This window comes from Curtobacterium sp. NPDC087082 (genome assembly GCF_044745045.1).
GTDB lineage: Bacteria > Actinomycetota > Actinomycetes > Actinomycetales > Microbacteriaceae > Curtobacterium.
This window is the reverse complement of sequence record NZ_JBIUZN010000005.1, coordinates 182,388-200,516: the sequence shown is the minus strand read 5'-3', so window position 1 is coordinate 200,516 and position 18,129 is coordinate 182,388. Positions and strand designations below refer to the sequence as shown.

The following is an 18,129-nucleotide window of genomic DNA, read 5'->3' as shown; positions in this document are numbered from 1 at the left end:
CGCTCCGCGCTCCGCGCTCCGCGAGCGGGCGAAGTACGTCCCGCTCACCCGCCGCACCCAGCACCTTCCGCCCGCTCGCGCGCTCACCCGCGCGAGCGGGCGTTTTCCGTCCCGGTCGCACCCCGCACCCCGCGCATTCCGCCCGCTCGCGGGTCCCGGAGTGACCGCCTGGAGGCGCGGGGCCGACCCCCGAGACCGGCACCGCGCCTCCAGGCACTCGCGCCCACCCCGCGAGCGGGCGAAACACGCCCGCTGTCCCCGAGCCCTCCCCGCAGGTTTCGCCCGCTCGTCGCACCGGCCCCGCGAGCGGGCGAAATCCGGCTCGGTCGCGCCCCGCAGCCTGCGTATTCCGCCCGCTCGCCGCACCGGCCCCGCGAGCGGGCCAATCCTGCGCGCCACACGCCCCGCATCCCGCGCATTCCGCCCGCTCGCGCAGGTGGCACGGGCGCCGCCTGGAGGCGCGGGTCGCCCCCGAGACCGGCGCCGCGCCTCCAGGCACTCGCGCTCACCCCTCGCCACGAGCGGGCGAAGAACGTCCGGACCGCACCCCGCAACGCGCACATACCGCCCGCTCGCGCACACCGCGGCGCGAGCGGGCGGAAAACGTCCGGACCGCACCCCGCAGCGCGCGCGTACCGCCCGCTCGCGGGCCGGGCGGGCCGCGAGCGGGCGCGGGCGCGCGGGCGAAAAGCGACCCCGCCCCGCCGCGGAATAGGATCGACACCATGGCAACTGCGAACGACCGCCTCGTCTGGATCGACTGCGAGATGACGGGCCTCGACCTCGAGGTCGACGAGCTCGTCGAGGTGGCCGTGGTCGTCACCGACTTCGACCTCGTCCCCGTGCACCCCGGCTTCGACATCGTGATCAAGCCCGACCAGTCGGCACTCGACAACATGAACGAGTTCGTCACGAACATGCACACCACCTCGGGGCTGCTCGAGGAGATCCCGAACGGTGTGAGCCTCGCGGACGCCGAGTACCAGGTCCTCGAGTACATCCTCGAGCACGTCCCCGCCGAGGGCTCCGCTCCCCTCGCGGGCAACACCATCGGCACCGACCGATCGTTCCTGTCGAAGTACATGCCCCGTGTCGACGGACACCTGCACTACCGCAGCGTCGACGTGTCGAGCATCAAGGAGCTCTGCCGCCGCTGGTTCCCGCGCGTGTACTTCAACGCGCCGGAGAAGCACGGTGGGCACCGTGCCCTCGCGGACATCCTCGAGTCCATCCGCGAGCTCGAGTACTACCGCCGCGCGGGCTTCGTGGCCGAGCCCGGCCCCTCCTCGGACGACGTCAAGGCCGTCGCGAACGAGGTCGTCGCCAAGTGGGAGCCGCGGCTCGCGCAGTAGGACACACCGCCTGCGGCGCGTCCAGGAGGCGCGGCTCGCCCCTCGTGTTCTGACCCGCCTCCGGCATGTACTACTATTGAGTGGTCGCGCCGGTCGCCCGGTGTGCACATGGTGGATATAGCTCAGTTGGTAGAGCGCCTGGTTGTGGTCTAGGAGGTCGCGGGTTCGAGACCCGTTATTCACCCCAGTGCTGATGCAGATCAGCGGAAGGCCCCGGTCCCTCGGACCGGGGCCTTCGTCGTGCACAGGACCGGCTGTGTGCACAGGACCGCGTGCGTGCATACGACATGTGGAGAACTTCCGGTCGCACGCTCGCATCTGGTGCACTCGAACGGTGTTCAACCTCGTGCGGAAACTCTGGCCGAACCTCGCTCGTGAGTTCTGGCTCAACACCGTGTGCAGCTCCCGACTCGTCCCCTCGCAGGCGCGGTTCCTGTTGCTCCGGCTCGGCGGGCTCCGACTCCGGCGGAGCACGGTGCTGCACGACGTGGAGTGGTTCGGCAGCGGGCAGGTCACCTTCGAGCGGGGTGTGATCCTCAACCGGGGCGTGATCGTGAACCACAGCGGCGGGCTCTACATGGCCGAGAACTCCGGTCTCGGCCCGGGGACCCTGGTCCTCACGGCGTCGCACGAGATCGGCCCTCCGACGAAGCGGTGGGCTGCCGGCACGACCGCCCGGGTGGTGATCGGCAAGGGCGTCTGGGTCGGCGCGAACGTGACGATCCTGCCGGGGGTGCGCATCGGCGACGGCTGCATCATCGGGGCGGGATCCGTCGTCAGTCGTGACTGCCTCCCGGACGGCATCTACGCCGGCGTCCCCGCCCGCAGGCTCCGCGACGTGACGCCGGCCCCGTGACCGCGCGGCCGCCGCCGGGCCGGACGGGGTTCCACCAGCGCGGTGTGGCACGATCGGCGACGTGATGGAGATGTCCGCCGACGCGTTCGAACAGCTCGTGACCGACGAACTCGACCTGCTGCCGGACGAGATGGTCGACGGCCTCGACAACGTGGTGTTCGTCGTCGAGGACGAACCGGAGAACGGCGAAGAGCTCTTCGGCGTGTACGACGGCATCGCGGCGACCGAGCGCGGGCAGTACGGCTTCGGCGAGCTCCCGGACCGCATCGTGGTGTTCCGGAAGCAGCACCTCGCCGAGTGCGACACGCTCGAGGAGCTCAAGGACGAGGTCCACACCACACTCGTGCACGAGATCGGGCACTTCTACGGCATCGACGACGAGCGCCTCCACGAGCTCGGCTGGGCGTAGCCGGGGCCACCACGCCCACGCCGCCCGAGTCTCGGCTGGGCGGACACTTTCGTGGCGGTGCGGGCGCGAAACTGTCCGCCGGGCCGAGTCTCGCCACCCGCCCACCCGCCCGCCCGCCCCAGCACCTCAGAACCGCGTCGGCCCCACCTCGTGGTACTTCTCCCACGCGTCCACCGGCCCCCGCCCGTGCAGCGCGTACTCCCCCACGAGCCGCTCCTTGTAGACCGCCGGGTTGTGCGACGCCACGACCCGGGCGTTCCGCCAGTGCCGGTCCAACGCCCGCGTGCGATCGGCCGCCGAGGCCCCACCGACCTCGAACAGCTCCGACGCCGCCCGGAGCACCCGCGGCCCGACCTCGATCTGCGCCTGGTAGACCGCGTTCTCGGCGGCGTCCAGCAGGGCACGGTCGACGCCGGCCCCGGGCTCGTTCGTGCCCACGACCCCGTCGAGCAGCCCGGCCGCGGCGACGACGAGCGACCGGGCCGTGAACGCCCCGGCCGACAACCGACCGAGCACGGCCAGCACCTGCGGGTCGTCCCCGGGCCGCGCGGCGTTCGCGTGGATGTACGTCCGGGTCCGCGGTCGCACGAACGCGACGGCGTCGTCGGACACCGCCTGCCCGATCCCGGCGAGGACCGCCAGCAGGTACAGCTGGTAGAAGGCCTGGATGTGCGACAGCGGGGCGTCCTTGTACGCCGACACCACCGAGGGGTCGACCGACACCCCGTCGAACACCGTGGTGCCGGACGCGGTCAACCGCTGCCCGAACCCGTCCCAGTCGTCGACCGACGTCACGCCGATCGCATCGGTCGGGACCGCGAACGTGACCCGGTCGCCGTCCCGGTCCGCCGCGAGGTAGATCCAGTCCGAGTAGAGCGTCCCGGTCGAGTAGAACTTCCGGCCGTCGAGACGGACGGACCCGTCCTCGGCGACGCGCACCGTGGTGGAGATGTCGGCGAGCGTCGTCCCGGTCCGCTCCGACGTCGCGTTCCCGATGATCGCGCCGTCGACGATCCGCTGCAGCCACTCGTCCCGCCCGGCCGACGACGGCCGGAGGAGCACGAGTTCGGTGTACCCGAAGTGCCCGCGCCACAGGTGCGCGATGTTCGAGTCGGCAGCGGCGAGGTCGGCGACGAGGTGCACGAGTTCGACGAGCGTCACGCCGAACCCGCCACGGTCCTCCGGCACGCGGAGCCGTCCGAACCCCGCGTCGGCGAGCGCACGGACCTCGTCGTGCGGCAGCGGTCGGTCCCCCGGCGTCCCGGACGCCAGCTCGCGGTCGACGGCCCCCTCGCGGATGCGGTCGAACAGCGGCCGGAACCGAGCGCGCAGTTCCGTCAGACGGCTGGTCGCGGTACCGCCCTGGAGGGACGGCTCGCCCCCGGTGGTCGTCGTCGCGTCGGTCATGCGGTCACCTCCACGGCGTCGCGCGCGGCGTCCGCGCCGGTTCCGGCAGCTCCGCCCGTGAACGCTCCCCGCCACCGCCGCGCCGGGTGGCTGTCGGGCAGCTGCGGGTGGCCGAAGAGCTTCTCGCGCAACGTCCCCTCGCGGTACTCGGACTGCATCAGTCCGCGTTCCTGCAAGGTCGGGGCGATGTGGTCCACGAACTCCTCGTAGGAGCCGGGCAGCGTCCAGTTGATGACGTTCACCCCGTCGACCCCGGCGCGCTGCCAGTCGGCGAGTTCGTCGGCGATCTGCTCGGGTGTCCCGACCACGCGGGCACGGAGCTTCGCGGAGAGTCGGGCGAGGTCGGCGATCGTCGGCTCCCGGTCGCCGGCGGCCTCCCGGAGCCACTGCAGGTGGGACTGGCCGGCGTGCGTGCGGACCTCGGACAGCGGCGTCTCGGGGTCGAGGGCCTCGCCGGTGTCGGGGTCGAACCCGAGGTTCGAGTGCACGAGGAAGCCGTCGGCCGCGAGGTACTCGTCGATCTCCGCTTCCTTCGCCTTCGCCTCGGCCTCGGTGGCCCCGGTGACGAACGTCAGCCCGAGGAAGAAGGCGATGTCGTCCCGCTGCCGCCCCGCTGCCGAAGCGAGGTCTCGGGTCTCGCGGATGAGCTGCTCGGTGGCGTCGCGGTTCGACGTCAGGATGAACTGGGCCTCGGCGTTCCGCGCGGCGAAGGCACGGCCGGCCGGCGAGGACCCCGCCTGGAAGAGCACGGGCGTCCGCTGCGGCGACGGTGCCGACAGGTGCGGGCCCTGCACGTCGTAGCGCTTCCCGTGGTGGTCGATGCGGTGCACCTTGTCGGGGTCGGCGTAGCCGCGCACCGGGTCCTTGAGCACGGCGCCGTCCTCCCACGACCCCTCCCAGAGCTTCGCGCAGACCTCGAGGTACTCCTCGGCCCAGACGTAGCGCTCGTCGTGCTCCTCGAGCCGGTCGGCGCCGAAGTTCCGCGCGGCGCTGTCGAGGGCGCTCGTGACGACGTTCCAGCCGATCCGGCCCCGGGTGATGTGGTCGAGAGTGGAGACCTTGCGGGCGAAGTCGAACGGGTGCGACTGGATGACGCTCGACGTGAACGCGAGCCCGAGGTGCTCCGTCGACACGGCGAGCGCCGAGAGCAGGACGGACGGGTCGTTCGAGGGGATCTGCAGCCCCTCGCGCAGGTTCGTCGAGTAGTCGCCGCGTCCGGGGCCGTACGTCCCGACGACGTCCGCGAAGAACATCGCGTCGAACTTCCCGCGCTCGAGGGTCTTCGCGAGGTCGGTCCACAGCGTGACGTCGTCGAAGTCGGCCTGGCGGGCGTCCGGGTGCCGCCAGAGGCCGTGCTGGATGTGCGACGTCGTGTTCATGACGAAGGCCGCGAAGCGCAGCGGGCGGTTCGGTGCATCGCTCATGCGGTCCATGTTCCCCGCCGTCGTGTCGCGGGAGGGCGTGACGTGACCTCGCGTTACGCGGGGTGTTCCCCGAGGTGCGCGACGCGACCATGCTCCTGAGGGTGCCGAACTCGACCACCGCAGCCGCGCCTCCAGTCCGTTCCACCGCACCGTCGACCACCGCGACCCGCCGTCGCGTCGCCCTGGCGTCCTTCGTCGGGACGACCGTGGAGTACTACGACTTCTACCTGTACGCGACCGCGTCCGCGCTCGTGTTCGCGCCCACGTTCTTCCCCTCCGTGACCCCCGCGGTCGGCGTCATCGCGTCGTTCGCGACCTACGGTGTCGGGTTCGTCGCCCGCCCGCTCGGCGGGATCATCGCCGGCCACCTCGGGGACCGGATCGGGCGGAAGAAGCTGCTCGTCGCGTCGCTCGTGCTGATGGGGATCGCGTCGACGCTGATCGGGGTCATCCCCTCGGCCGCGACGATCGGCGTCGGTGCCGTCGTCGCGCTCGTGGTCCTGCGGCTGCTGCAGGGTGTCGCGGCCGGCGCCGAGTGGGGTGGGTCGGCGCTGCTGTCCGTCGAGCACGCACCCGAGCGGCACCGCGGACTGTTCGGGGCGTTCACGCAGATGGGATCCGCGGGCGGCATGCTCCTCGCGACCGGTGTCTTCACGCTCGTCCGGGGGCTGCTCGGCACCGAGGCGTTCCTGGCGTGGGGCTGGCGGCTGCCGTTCCTGTTCTCGGCGGTGATCGTGGCCGTCGGGCTCGTCATCCGGCTCGGCGTGCAGGACGCGCCGGTCTTCCAGGAGCTGCGCGCCTCCGGGAACGTCGAGCGGTTCCCGGTGTGGCAGGCGATCCGGCGGCACCCGCGGGCGATCCTCGTCACCGCGGGGCTGCGGCTCGTGCAGCCGGCGCTGTACTCGATCCTGACGACGTACTCGCTGACGTACCTCGGGTCGGTGCGGGGCCCGTCCGGCGCTTCGGCCGGGCTGCAGGCCGTGCTCGTCATCTCGGCGGTGTCGCTCGTGTCGACGCCGTTCTGGGGCTGGCTGTCCGACCGGGTCGGCCGACGGGTGCTGACGATCTGGTCGGCGGTGGGGATCGCGGTGCTCATCTGGCCGTTCTTCGCGTTCCTCGACGCGGGGCCGCTCGTGCTGCTGCCGCTCGTGGCGCTGATCGGGATGTGCGTGTTCCACGACAGCATCTACGGGCCGCAGGCGGCGTGGTTCGCGGAGCAGTTCCCGACCGGTCGGCGCTACTCGGGGATGTCGCTCGGGTACCAGATCGGGTCGATCTTCTCGGTGGGGCTCACGCCGTTGCTCGCGGCCGTGTTCGTCGAGCTCGGTGGGGGCTCGCCGTGGATCCTGTGCGGGTACCTCGGGGTGTACGCGGTGCTCTCGATCGTGGCCGCGGTCTTCGCGGTGGACCCGGTGGCGGCGGCCCGGCGGGGGCAGCGTCCGCACGCGGAGCGCCCTACGTCCGCAGCACCACGTCCGCCAGCTCCGCCGGCCGCTCGGCAGCGATGAACGCCGCCTCCTGCGCCGCCCACCGGTCCCACTCCCGCGCGAAGGACTCGCCGTCACGCCCGATCGCCCGCTCCCACCGGGTGTCGTCGTCGGCCTCGAGCCACACCCGCAACGACGCGAGCGGCGCCGAACCCCGGGACAGCGCACCGCACCCCTCGACCACGATCGGCCGCCCGGGGTCGACGGCGGCCCACCCCGCCGGGCGCGAGGTCGCCCAGTCCCACCGTCGGTAGCCGGAGCGTTCCCCGAGGACGTCGGTCACCACGGCCTCCGCGGCGGCCCGCAACCCGTCCCATCCCGGGTAGACGTCGTCGAGGTGGACGACCTGCGCGCCGAGCCGCTCCGCCAGGGAGTCGCCGAGCGTCGTCTTGCCCGTGCCCGACCTGCCGTCGACGAGCACGACGAGTCGCGTTCCGGAGGCGGCCGCGACCCCGGCGGCCGCGGCGGCGAGTCCCTCGACGAGCGAGTCGTCGAGACCGGCCGTGCCGTCCGCGCCACCCACGTCGGGTTCCCCCTCAGGCACGCCACGTCCCCGCGCCCACGGCCACCGCGATCGACACGACACCGATCCCGACGAGCACGCCGACCATTGCCCACTCCGGCCCCGCGAACCGCACACTCCGCGCCCACGTCCGCCGCCCGGGAGCGCCGAACCCCCGCGACTCCATCGCCACCGCCAGCGTCGTCGCCCGCCGCAGCGCCAGCACGAGCAGCGCGAACGCCATCGACGCGCCACGCCGCAGCCGTCCGGTGTCCGCGACGCCGCGGGCCCGACGGGCCATGCCGAGCTGTCGCCAGTCGTCCCCGAGGAGCGTCATCATCCGGATCGCCGCGAGCGCCCCGAGCACGAACCGCGCAGGCAGCCGCAGGAGCTGCGCGAGCCCGTCCGCGAGGTCGGTCGCGTCCACCCGCACGAACAACGCCACCGCCGGCAGCCCGATCGCCAGGACACGGAGCGCCGTCGCCAGCGCGAGTGCGAGCGACCCGTCGGTGACGTGCGCGAACCCGAGGTCGAACCAGGACCGCCCGGACGGCCTCCCGTACAACGCGATGCTCAGCGCGGTCAGCGGCACCGCGACCAGGACCGGCGAGGTCCGCAGCAGCAGCGTGCGGAGCGGGATCCGCAGGAGCGGCAGGAGCAGGAGTTCGAGACCGAGCGCGACCGCCGCGGACACGACGTCGAGGCTCAGCACCAGGCACACGCCGAGCGCGAGGACGCCCAGCAGCGAGGACACCGGCTGGACGCCTCGGACGCCGCGTGCACGCGTGGTGCCGTCGGGGGGTCCAGGAGGCGCGGCTCGTCCGGGCAGACCGGCCGCGGCCTGGTGCCCGGTCACGGTTGCACCTCCGTGGCCGGGTCGCGCAGGTCGGCGACCGGCCCGAGGGTGCTCGCCCCCGTCGCCCCTGTCGCCCTCGTCGTCCCTGTCGCCCCGAGCACGATTTCGTCCGCGTCGAGCGCGCGGACGAGGTCCCGGTCGTGCGTCACGGCGACGATCGCCGTGCCGGAGTCGGCGAGTTCGCCGAGCCGGTCCACCACGGCCTGCCAGGTCGCCCGGTCCTGACCGGAGGTCGGCTCGTCGAGCACGACGACGGGCGGCCGGGAGGCGATGACCGTCCCGATCGCCAACCGCCGCTGCTCACCGCCGGACAGCGTGAAGGGGTTGGCGTCGGCGAGGTGCGCGAGGCCGAACGCGTCGAGGAGCTCGTCGACCCGGGCATCGACGTCCGCCGCTCCGAGGGCGCGGGGGCCGACGGCCAGCTCCTCACGCACGGTGAGGGCGACAAACTGGTGCTCGGGGTCCTGGAAGACCGTGCCGATCCGACCGGCCAGCTGCCTGCTCGTCCACGCGGCGGGGGCGTCACCGATGCCGTCGGCGAGTGCCGTGCCCGCGCGGAGCGACCCCGCGGCGGGGCGCAGGAGCCCGGCGAGCGTGAGGCCGAGCGTCGACTTGCCGATGCCGTTCGGCCCGGTGACCGCGAGGACCCGTCCGGCCCGGACGTCGAGGTCGATCCCGCTCCCGACCGGCTGCCGCCTGCCCCGGGCGGTCCCGAGCCCCCGCGCCGCGAGCAGCACCGGGTCCCGATCGCCGAGCGGGCTGATTCCGTCCGGTCCCCCGTTGTCGGCCCTGTGCATTCCGCCCACTCGCGGTCCCGCGTCGCCGAGCGGGCGGATTCCGTCCGGTCCCCCGCCCGCAACCCCGCGCATTTCGCCCGCTCGCGGAGACGTGCGGGTGCCCCGACGCGCCGAACCCCGCTCGGGCTCGGACCCGGGCACCCAGACGCCGGCGGCGGTCAACGCCGGACCGTGCTCGGCGAGCACGTCCGCAGGCGCACCGTCCGCGACGACACCCCCGGCCGGCTCCAGCAGCACGAGTCGGTCGACCAGGTCCAGCCACGTGCCGATGCGGTGCTCGACGACGAGCAGTGAACACCCGGTCTCGTCGAGCAGCGCCCGCACGGCGTCGTGCACCTGCACCACGCCGGAGGGGTCGAGGTTCGCGCAGGGCTCGTCGAGCACGAGGGCACCCGGGCGCATGGCGAGCACGCCCGCGAGCGCCAGCCGCTGCCGCTGCCCGCCGGAGAGCATCGTGGTGGACCGGTCGAGCGGCAGGTCGAGCCCGACGACGTCGAGGGCCGACCGGACGCGCTGCCAGATCTCGTCCCGCGGGACGCCGGCGTTCTCGCAGCCGAACGCCACGTCGTCGCCGACGCGGGACATCACCGTGTGCGCCTCGGGGTCCTGCATGACGAGGCCGACGCGCCCGCGGACCGCGCGCGGTTCGGCACCGTCGACGAGGACCGAGCCCTGGACGGAGGCCGCGGTGTCGTCGGTGGCGTCCGGCTCGTCCGGGAGCACGCCCGCGACCGCCCGCAGCAGCGTCGACTTGCCGGCGCCCGAGGGACCGACGATCGCGACCCGCTCCCCCGGCTCGACGGTCAGGTCGACGCCCCGGACGGCCCAGGCGTCACGTTCCGCGTACCGCCAGCCCCAGTCGGAGAAGGTGATCCGCGCGGCTGGCACGGTCACGCGACGGTGCGCGGACCGCGTCTGGAGTGCTCACGGCCCGCCGCGAACGACGACAGGACGCCGGTCGCGGCGAGCGCTCGGACGAGGAACCACGAGCCGACGCCCGCGATCAGCGCACCGGAGACGATCGCCGAGACGACGTAGACGACCTTGAAGGCCAGGTCGAGTCCGGGGTACCAGAGCACCGTGTCGTTCAGCCCGAGCGCCAGCCCGGCCGCGGCACCGGCGAGCACGACCACCGGCAGGCGGTAGACGCGGTACAGGAAGAGTGCGAGCACCAGCTCGGCTCCGAGGCCCTGCACGAGGCCGGCCTCGAGCGTCAGCCAGCCCCACTGCGTGCCGAGGAGCGCCTCGACCGAGGCGGCAACCATCTCGGCAAAGAGGGCCGCTCCGGGCTTCCGGACGATGATCGCGACGACGGGCCCGGCGAGCAGCCACACCCCGCCGAAGAGCGCCTGCGTGCCGGGGAGCACGAGCGCGGCGACGGCGCTGATCGGCTCGTAGCCGAACTCCCAGAGCTTGAAGACGACACCGATCGCGACGGCGAGGACGCTCGCGACGACGATGTCGACGACCCGCCAGCGCAGCGAGCGCCTGACGGGGGTGGACGGAACAGCAGTGTGCGTGCTCGTGGACATGGCCCTGGACTCCTCCCTGCGCCGGCATGATCCGGATCAGGTTCGACGGTCGGAGCGCCACTCGCTCCCTCTCAGCCCGGCGATCCCGGACTCCCGTGTGTGTCCCGCCATTGTAGACGTGGTCGCGACCCGGTGACGGATCGCGACCACAGGACGTCCTGGAGGCGCGGGGCGGGCCCGCACCGCGCCTCCAGGTCCGTCAGTGGGTCACTTCTTCAGGACGCGGACCAGCTTGCGCAGGACGGTGCCGGTCACCCAGATGACCGGGACGCTCACCGCGAGGAGGGAGATCAGGTTCGGCTCGAACTCGAGGTCCTTGCCGGGGCGTCGGACGTAGGCGCCGATCGGGATGGAGACGGCACCGCCGCCTCCGCCACCGTTGTCGTCGCCGTCCCCGCCCCCACCGAAGCCGAACCAGCCGAGGGACACCGGGATGAGGGTCTGGTCGCCGACCTCGACCGGCTCCCCGTAGTTCGTGGACACGCCGACGGGGCGTACCTTCTCTGCGATCTGCGTGACGATGTTGGCCATGCGCGCGACGCTACTCGCCCGTTCCTCCACAGGCGGAGCTGCCCGCGCATCCGTCCACGGCCGGAGCTTGTCTGCGGACGCGGTCGGCTCCCGCCGATATGTTGGCGGGACCCACACCTGGAGGACCGTTTGCACACCTGGCCCGGCAACCCGTACCCGCTCGGGGCGACCTACGACGGGAGCGGCACGAACTTCGCCCTCTTCAGCGAGGTCGCCGAACGCGTGGAACTCTGTCTCTTCGACGACGACGGGAACGAACAGCGCATCGACCTCGTCGAGGTCGATGCGTACGTCTGGCACGCCTACCTCCCGAACGTCGGCCCCGGGCAGCAGTACGGCTTCCGGGTGCACGGCGAGTACGCCCCCGAGAAGGGGCTCCGCGCCAACGCGAACAAGCTGCTCCTCGACCCGTACGCCAAGGCGACCAGCGGGGACATCGACTGGGACCAGGCGCTCTTCTCGTACACGTTCGGCGACCCGGACTCGACCGACGACCAGGACTCGGCGCCCCACATGATGAAGGGCGTCGTCATCAACCCGTTCTTCGACTGGCAGGGCGACCGGGCTCCTCGGATCCCCTACGGCGAGACGGTGATCTACGAGGCGCACGTCAAGGGCCTCACCGAGACGCACCCCGACGTGCCCGAGGAACAGCGCGGGACGTACGCGGGGGTCGCGCACCCGGCCGTGATCGCGCACCTGCAGCGGCTCGGCGTCACCACGCTCGAACTCATGCCCGTGCACCAGTTCGTCAACGACTCGACCCTGCAGGACAAGGGGCTGTCGAACTACTGGGGCTACAACACGATCGGGTTCTTCGCGCCGCACTCGCACTACTCGTCCTCGGGTGACCACGGACAGCAGGTGCAGGAGTTCAAGGCGATGGTCCGCGAACTGCACCGTGCCGGCATCGAGGTCGTCCTCGACGTGGTGTACAACCACACGGCCGAGGGCAACCACCTCGGCCCGACGCTGTCCTTCCGCGGGATCGACAACGCCGCCTACTACCGCCTCGTCGAGGACGACAAGCGGTACTACATGGACACCACGGGCACGGGCAACTCGCTCAACGTCGGGCACCCGCACTCGCTGCAGCTCATCATGGACTCGCTGCGGTACTGGGTCACCGAGATGCACGTCGACGGCTTCCGCTTCGACCTCGCGGCCGCCCTGGCGCGTGAGTTCTACGAGGTGGACCGGCTGGCGGCGTTCTTCGAACTGGTCCAGCAGGACCCGATCGTGTCTCAGGTGAAGCTGATCGCCGAGCCGTGGGACGTCGGCCCCGGTGGCTACCAGGTCGGCAACTTCCCGCCGCAGTGGTCCGAGTGGAACGGCAAGTACCGCGACACCGTCCGCGACTTCTGGCGGGGAGAGCCGTCCACCCTCGGCGAGTTCGCCTCGCGGATCTCGGGCTCGGCCGACCTCTACGAGCACGACGGCCGCACGCCGAAGGCGAGCATCAACTTCATCACGGCGCACGACGGCTTCACGCTGTACGACCTCGTCGCCTACAACGAGAAGCACAACGAGGCCAACGGCGAGGACAACAACGACGGCGAGAGCCACAACCGGTCGTGGAACTCCGGCGCCGAGGGCCCGACCGACGACGAGTCGATCAACGCCCTGCGGCTGCAGCGCCGACGGAACTTCCTCGCGACGCTGCTGCTCAGCCAGGGCGTGCCGATGATCGCCCACGGCGACGAGCTCGGGCGCACGCAGTCCGGCAACAACAACGTGTACGCCCAGGACTCCGCGCTGAGCTGGATCGACTGGGACGCCGCCGACGACGACCTCATCCAGTTCACGGCCGACGTCGTGAAGCTCCGGCACGACCACCCGACGTTCCGCCGCACGCGGTACTTCAACGGGCGTCCGGTCCGTCGCGGGCAGGACGAGCCGCTGCCGGACGTCGTGTGGCTCACGCCCTCCGGCGACGCCATGGAACCCGAGGACTGGGACTCCGGCTTCGGCAAGAGCGTCGGCATGTACCTGAACGGCAACGGGATCCGCGGGCGCGACTCCCGCGGCGAGCGCGTCACCGACGTCGCTTTCATCACGTACTTCAACGCGCACGACGACACCGTGACGTTCACGCTTCCCCCCGAGGAGTACTCGCCGGGCTGGACGGTGCGGATCGACACCGCCGAACCGGGTGCGCGTGACGAGGTCCTCGACGCCGGCACCCCGCTGGACGTCCCGGCACGCTCGATGATCGTGCTGCGGGCCGAGCCCGACCACGAGGTCACGGTGACCCCGGTGGACACCGACTCGTCACGACCGGCCACGGCGGCACCGCAGGACGCCGTCACACCGGTGAACCCCGCCGGCGCCACGGCTCCCTCCGCCACGAGCGGCGGCCAGCAGTGACCGCCCGGCGCGTCCCGACCTCGACGTACCGGCTGCAGGTCACGCCGGACTTCGACCTGTCGGCCGCACGCGACGTCGTCGACTACGTGCGCGACCTCGGCGCGGACTGGCTCTACCTCTCCCCGGTGCTGCAGGCCGAGCCCGGGTCCCAGCACGGCTACGACGTCGTCGACCACGGCCACGTCGACACCGAGCGCGGCGGTGACGAGGCGCTCCGAGCGCTCGCCGACGCCGCCCACGCCGTCGGCCTCGGTGTCCTGGTGGACGTCGTGCCGAACCACGTCGGTGTGGCCACGCCCGAGGTGAACCCGTGGTGGTGGTCCCTGCTCGAGCACGGCCAGGGGTCCCCCGTCGCCTGGGCCTTCGACGTCGACTGGGACGCCGGGGACGGCAAGCTCCGCGTCCCGGTGCTCGACGACCGGCTGCTCGACGCGGTCGACCTTCGTGACGGCCGGCTGTACCTGGGCGACACGGCCTACCCGACCGCCCCGGGCACGGTGCACGACGGCGACTCGGTGGCCGACGTCCACGCCCGGCAGCACTACGAGTTCGTGCACTGGAAGCGCGCCGACCACGAGCTGAACTACCGGCGCTTCTTCGCGGTGAACACGCTCGCGGCGATCCGGGTCGAGGAACCCGAGGTCTTCGCGGCCTCCCACGGCACGATCGGCGCGTGGTTCCGTGACGGCCTCGTCGACGGACTCCGCATCGACCACCCCGACGGGCTGTACGACCCCGCCGGCTACCTGCAGGACCTCGCCGCGCTCACCGACGGCGCGTACACGCTCGTCGAGAAGATCCTCGAGCCGGGCGAGGAACTCCCCGCGAGCTGGCCGGTCGACGGCACCACCGGCTACGACGCCCTCGGCGTGCTCGACCGGGTGTTCGTCGACCCCGCCGGCGAGGACTCGCTGACCGCGGCGTCCGGGGCCGAGCCGACCGACTGGCAGCAGCTGACGCACGACACCCGTCGCGGCATCGCGGACGGCATCCTCGGCAGCGAGGTCGAGCGGCTCGCGCGGCTGCTCGGCCCCGGCACCGGCAGCGCCGCGTCCGCACCGCTCCCCCACGAGCGGATCGTCGACGCGGTCGCCGAGATCGTCGCCTCGTTCGACGTGTACCGGACGTACCTGCCCGAGGGCGCGCACCACCTCATCGACGCTCTCGAAGGTGCCGCCTCGGCGCGGCCGGACCTCGACGACGTCATCGACCGGATCGCCCCGGCGCTGGTCGACCCCGCGAACGCCGCCGCGATCCGCCTCCAGCAGACGAGCGGCATGGTGATGGCGAAGGGCGTCGAGGACACCGCGTTCTACCGGACCTCCCGCCTGACGTCCCTGAGCGAGGTCGGCGGCGACCCGAGCGTGTTCTCGGTGTCGGTCCGTGCCTTCCACCAGGCGCAGCGCGACCGGCTCGGCAGCTGGCCGCACACGATGACGACCCTCACGACGCACGACACCAAGCGCAGCGAGGACACCCGCGCGCGCATCGCCGTGCTCGCCGAGCTCGGGCACGAGTGGGCGTCGACGCTCGAACGCCTGCAGTCCCTCGCCCCGCTCGAGGACGCCGTGCTGGCCGACCTGCTCTGGCAGGCGATCGTCGGCGCGCGCCCGGCCAGCCGAGAACGCCTGCACGCCTACGCCGAGAAGGCCTCGCGCGAAGCCGGCGACAGCACCACGTGGACGGCTCCGGACGAGGACTTCGAACGCCGCATGCACGCGCTCGTCGACGCCGCGTTCGACGACCCGGCCGTGGTCGCCGTGCTCGATGCGCTCGACGAACGGATCGACGCCGCCGGGTGGTCGAACGGGCTCGGACAGAAGCTCGTGCAGCTCACCGCGCCCGGGGTGCCGGACGTCTACCAGGGCACCGAGTTCTGGGACCGCTCGCTCGTCGACCCGGACAACCGTCGGCCGGTGGACTACACCGAGCGTCGGCACGTCCTGGCCGAACTCGACGGGCCGGACGACGACGGCCCCGAACGGCTCCCCGCCGTCGGGCTCGACGGTGCGGCGAAGCTCCTGATGACGAGTCGTGCGCTCCGTGTGCGGCGCGACCACCCGGAGCTCTTCACCCGGTACCTCGCGCTCGAGGCGACCGGCAGCGCGGCAGACCACGTGATCGCGTTCGACCGTGGGGGCGCGGTCACGATCGCGACGCGCCTGCCGATCGGGCTCGAGCGGGTCGGCGGATGGGGCGACACCCTCGTGCACGCCGTGCCCCAGGACCGCGTGGACCTCCTCACCGGCCGCAGCGTGCCGGCCGGCCGGGGCATCGCCCTCGCCGAACTGCTCACCGACTACCCCGTCGCGCTGCTCGTGCCGGCGCGCGTGGCCGAGGCGACGGACCACGGCACGGAGACCCCCGCCGACAGCGGGGCGCCCGCCGACAGCGGGGCGCCCGCCGACAGCGGCTCCGGCTCTGCCGGTGAGTCCGACGCGCAGGCCGAGATCGACATCCTGGAGGGTCACGCATGACCGCACCCGACCGCTACGCCGTCTGGGCGCCGACACCGGAGCGCGTGCGCCTCGTGGTCGACGGCACCGAGTACCCGCTGACCCGCGGCACCGACGACTGGTGGACGACCGACGCGATCGTCCCCGTCGTCGGTGCCCGCTACGGCTTCCGCATCGGCGACGACGACGCGGTGCGGCCCGATCCGCGCAGCCGCTTCCAGCCCGAGGGGGTGCACGGCCCGTCCGAGGTCGTCGACCCCGCACGGTTCTCGTGGACGGACGACGCGTGGACCGGGCGTCCGGCACGCGGCGGCGTGATCTACGAGATGCACGTCGGCACCTACACGCCCGAGGGCACGCTCGACGCTGCGGCCGCGAAGCTCGACCACCTCGTCGAGCTCGGCGTGGAGTTCGTCGAGCTCCTGCCCGTCAACGCGGTGAACGGCGAGTGGAACTGGGGCTACGACGGCGTCGGCTGGTTCGCGGTGCACGCTCCCTACGGCGGCCCGGACGCGTACGACCGCTTCGTCGACCGTGCGCACGCACTCGGCCTCGGGGTCATCCAGGACGTCGTGTACAACCACCTCGGGCCGAGCGGCAACTACCTGCCGCTGTACGGGCCGTACCTGCTGCAGGGGCTCGGCAACACCTGGGGCGACTCGGTGAACGTCGAACACCCCGAGGTCCGTCGGTACGTGCTCGACAACGTCCGGATGTGGTTCCGCGACCACCACGTCGACGGGCTCCGGCTCGACGCCGTGCACGCCCTGCGGGACACCACCCGCCCGCACGTGCTGCAGGCGATGGCCTCCGAGACGGACGCGTACTCCGCCTTCGTCGGGCGGCCGCTCTCGCTCATCGCGGAGTCCGACCTCAACGACCCGATCATGTTCCGCCCGCAGGAGGCCTCGGGCTACGGCCTCGCCGGGCAGTGGTCGGACGACTTCCACCACGCGGTCCACGTCGCGCTGACGGGTGAGACGAACGGCTACTACGCCGACTTCGCACCGCTCTCCGCGCTGGCGAAGGTCCTCGAGCACGGGTTCTTCCACGACGGCACGTGGTCATCGTTCCGGGGGAAGCGGCACGGGCGACCGATCGACCGCGGGACCTCGCCGACGACGGCCCTCGTCGTCGCGAACCAGAACCACGACCAGATCGGCAACCGTGCCGCGGGCGACCGTCTCGCGGCGACCGTGAGCGACGAGGGTCTCGTGATCGCCGCGGCCCTGACGCTGCTCGGTCCGTTCACGCCGATGCTCTTCATGGGCGAGGAGTTCGCCGCCTCGACCCCGTGGCAGTTCTTCACGTCGCACCCCGAACCGGAGCTCGGCAAGGCCACGGCCGAAGGTCGGATCAAGGAGTTCGCCGAGCACGGCTGGGACGAGTCGGCCGTGCCGGACCCGCAGGACCCGACGACGTTCACGAACTCGAAGCTCGACTGGTCGGACGTCGATTCCGAGCGGGGTGCGGCGATCCTCCGGGCCTACCGCGTGCTCGTCGCCCTGCGGCGGACCGACCAGGCCTTCGTCGACCAGCGGTACGAGGCGAACGCCGTGCGCTGCAGCGAGGACCGGCGCTGGCTCGTGCTCACGCGCGGGTTGCTCGGCCCGGACGCCCGGCCGGTGCACGTCGTGGTGAACTTCCTCGACGACGCGGCCGAGGTGCCCGTCCCCGGCGCCACCGGCGAGGAGCTCTACCGCTTCGGCGAGGCCGACGTCGCGACGGACTGCGTCCGCTTCACGGGGCGGGGTGTCGTCGTCCTGCGCTGACCAGCGCGAAGCCGACCAGCGCGAAGCTGACCAGCGCGAACCGAACGGCCCGTGGCGACTCCGCCACGGGCCGTTCGTCTGCCCGCCCGCACTCCTCGCCGGGCTCGCCTCGTCCCTCGACGGGCGCCTCCGCGAAAGCGACAGACACCCGCCGTCGCCGTCCGGGAACCTGTCGCTGTGCCGCCACGGACGGCGGACGGATCCGCACGGAGTCGCTTTCGCGCCACGCGGACACGCCACGCGGACGCGCCACGCGGACGCACCGCGACCACGGACGCGCCGCGACCGCGACCACGGACGCGACGCGACCGCAGACGGACCGGAGGCGGGGGGGGGGGCCGCGCCCCCCCCCCCCCCCCCCCCCCCCCCCCCCCCCGCCCC

Annotated in this window: 13 protein-coding genes, 1 tRNA gene, 1 pseudogene and 1 riboswitch; of the genes and pseudogenes, 8 read left to right on the top strand and 7 right to left on the bottom strand. The window is 72.5% G+C overall.

Translation table 11 applies throughout. The features are described from left to right. Positions 1-725 precede the first annotated feature (725 nt). The 4 genes and pseudogenes from orn to ACIPEP_RS14470 all read left to right on the top strand — a co-directional run bounded on the left by orn (position 726) and on the right by ACIPEP_RS14470 (position 2,617). Positions 726-1,352: an oligoribonuclease gene (gene orn, locus ACIPEP_RS14485; protein ID WP_336697403.1), complete on the top strand. Its 627-nt coding sequence runs from the start codon at positions 726-728 to the stop codon at positions 1,350-1,352. A gap of 111 nt (positions 1,353-1,463) precedes the next feature. Next, positions 1,464-1,539, top strand: a tRNA-His gene (locus ACIPEP_RS14480). Positions 1,540-2,037: 498 nt separating this feature from the next. Then, a pseudogene (locus ACIPEP_RS14475) lies at positions 2,038-2,208 on the top strand (acyltransferase); the annotation flags it as partial. Between the two features lie 64 nt (positions 2,209-2,272). Beyond that, positions 2,273-2,617 carry a metallopeptidase family protein gene (locus ACIPEP_RS14470; protein WP_070416619.1) on the top strand — a complete coding sequence of 115 codons (345 nt, stop codon included), beginning with the start codon at positions 2,273-2,275 and terminating at the stop codon, positions 2,615-2,617. Between the two features lie 126 nt (positions 2,618-2,743). On the opposite strand, the gene ACIPEP_RS14465 is transcribed toward ACIPEP_RS14470, so the two are convergent. Both ACIPEP_RS14465 and ACIPEP_RS14460 read right to left on the bottom strand, forming a co-directional pair. Next, positions 2,744-4,024, bottom strand: coding sequence for an acyl-CoA dehydrogenase family protein (locus ACIPEP_RS14465; protein WP_402717643.1), 1,281 nt, complete (start codon positions 4,022-4,024; stop codon positions 2,744-2,746). Next, the gene (locus ACIPEP_RS14460) at positions 4,021-5,448 is read right to left on the bottom strand and encodes an LLM class flavin-dependent oxidoreductase (protein ID WP_402717642.1); all 1,428 of its coding nucleotides are present in this window, start codon (positions 5,446-5,448) and stop codon (positions 4,021-4,023) included. Before ACIPEP_RS14460 ends, ACIPEP_RS14465 begins: the two co-directional genes overlap by 4 nt. Positions 5,449-5,549: 101 nt before the next feature. Between ACIPEP_RS14460 and ACIPEP_RS14455 the strand changes: the two genes are divergently transcribed. Beyond that, positions 5,550-6,956 (top strand): MFS transporter, encoded by a 1,407-nt coding sequence (locus ACIPEP_RS14455; protein WP_402717641.1) that lies wholly within the window; start codon positions 5,550-5,552, stop codon positions 6,954-6,956. On the opposite strand, the gene ACIPEP_RS14450 is transcribed toward ACIPEP_RS14455, so the two are convergent. The 5 genes from ACIPEP_RS14450 to ACIPEP_RS14430 form a co-directional block, all read right to left on the bottom strand. Continuing rightward, entirely contained in the window at positions 6,904-7,458 is a 555-nt protein-coding gene (locus ACIPEP_RS14450) for an AAA family ATPase (protein ID WP_402717640.1), read from the bottom strand. The genes ACIPEP_RS14455 and ACIPEP_RS14450 overlap by 53 nt on opposite strands. Before the next feature lie 13 nt (positions 7,459-7,471). Further along, positions 7,472-8,293 (bottom strand): energy-coupling factor transporter transmembrane component T family protein, encoded by an 822-nt coding sequence (locus ACIPEP_RS14445; RefSeq protein ID WP_402717639.1) that lies wholly within the window; start codon positions 8,291-8,293, stop codon positions 7,472-7,474. After that, entirely contained in the window at positions 8,290-9,984 is a 1,695-nt protein-coding gene (locus tag ACIPEP_RS14440; protein WP_402717638.1) for an ABC transporter ATP-binding protein, read from the bottom strand. Before ACIPEP_RS14440 ends, ACIPEP_RS14445 begins: the two co-directional genes overlap by 4 nt. Beyond that, on the bottom strand, positions 9,981-10,622 hold the full coding sequence (locus ACIPEP_RS14435; protein ID WP_402717637.1) for an ECF transporter S component: 642 nt from the start codon (positions 10,620-10,622) through the stop codon (positions 9,981-9,983). Before ACIPEP_RS14435 ends, ACIPEP_RS14440 begins: the two co-directional genes overlap by 4 nt. After that, positions 10,619-10,728, bottom strand: a riboswitch (TPP riboswitch). (Overlaps the previous gene by 4 nt.) A 101-nt stretch (positions 10,729-10,829) precedes the next feature. Next, positions 10,830-11,153, bottom strand: a complete 324-nt coding sequence (locus ACIPEP_RS14430; protein WP_070416624.1) for a hypothetical protein — start codon at positions 11,151-11,153, stop codon at positions 10,830-10,832. A 129-nt stretch (positions 11,154-11,282) separates the two neighbouring features. On the opposite strand from ACIPEP_RS14430, the gene glgX reads away from it, so the two are divergent. Genes glgX through treZ form a run of 3 tightly spaced genes read left to right on the top strand, consistent with a single transcriptional unit; the run spans position 11,283 to position 17,748 of the window. Beyond that, complete coding sequence (gene glgX / locus ACIPEP_RS14425; RefSeq protein ID WP_071301740.1) at positions 11,283-13,520, top strand: glycogen debranching protein GlgX; 2,238 nt, start codon at positions 11,283-11,285, stop codon at positions 13,518-13,520. After that, on the top strand, positions 13,517-15,997 hold the full coding sequence (gene treY / locus ACIPEP_RS14420; RefSeq protein ID WP_402717636.1) for a malto-oligosyltrehalose synthase: 2,481 nt from the start codon (positions 13,517-13,519) through the stop codon (positions 15,995-15,997). The genes glgX and treY overlap by 4 nt, the downstream gene beginning before the upstream one ends. Next, positions 15,994-17,748 carry a malto-oligosyltrehalose trehalohydrolase gene (treZ, locus tag ACIPEP_RS14415; protein ID WP_261647147.1) on the top strand — a complete coding sequence of 585 codons (1,755 nt, stop codon included), beginning with the start codon at positions 15,994-15,996 and terminating at the stop codon, positions 17,746-17,748. The genes treY and treZ overlap by 4 nt, the downstream gene beginning before the upstream one ends. The last annotated feature ends 381 nt before the right edge of the window (positions 17,749-18,129 follow it).

Coding starts and splice junctions, on each gene's coding strand:
- orn (WP_336697403.1), top strand. CDS start 726: ATGGCAACTGCGAACGACCGCCTCGTCTGGATCGACTGCGAGATGACG.
- ACIPEP_RS14470 (WP_070416619.1), top strand. CDS start 2,273: ATGGAGATGTCCGCCGACGCGTTCGAACAGCTCGTGACCGACGAACTC.
- ACIPEP_RS14465 (WP_402717643.1), bottom strand. CDS start 4,024: ATGACCGACGCGACGACGACCACCGGGGGCGAGCCGTCCCTCCAGGGC.
- ACIPEP_RS14460 (WP_402717642.1), bottom strand. CDS start 5,448: ATGAGCGATGCACCGAACCGCCCGCTGCGCTTCGCGGCCTTCGTCATG.
- ACIPEP_RS14435 (WP_402717637.1), bottom strand. CDS start 10,622: ATGTCCACGAGCACGCACACTGCTGTTCCGTCCACCCCCGTCAGGCGC.
- ACIPEP_RS14430 (WP_070416624.1), bottom strand. CDS start 11,153: ATGGCCAACATCGTCACGCAGATCGCAGAGAAGGTACGCCCCGTCGGC.
- treZ (WP_261647147.1), top strand. CDS start 15,994: ATGACCGCACCCGACCGCTACGCCGTCTGGGCGCCGACACCGGAGCGC.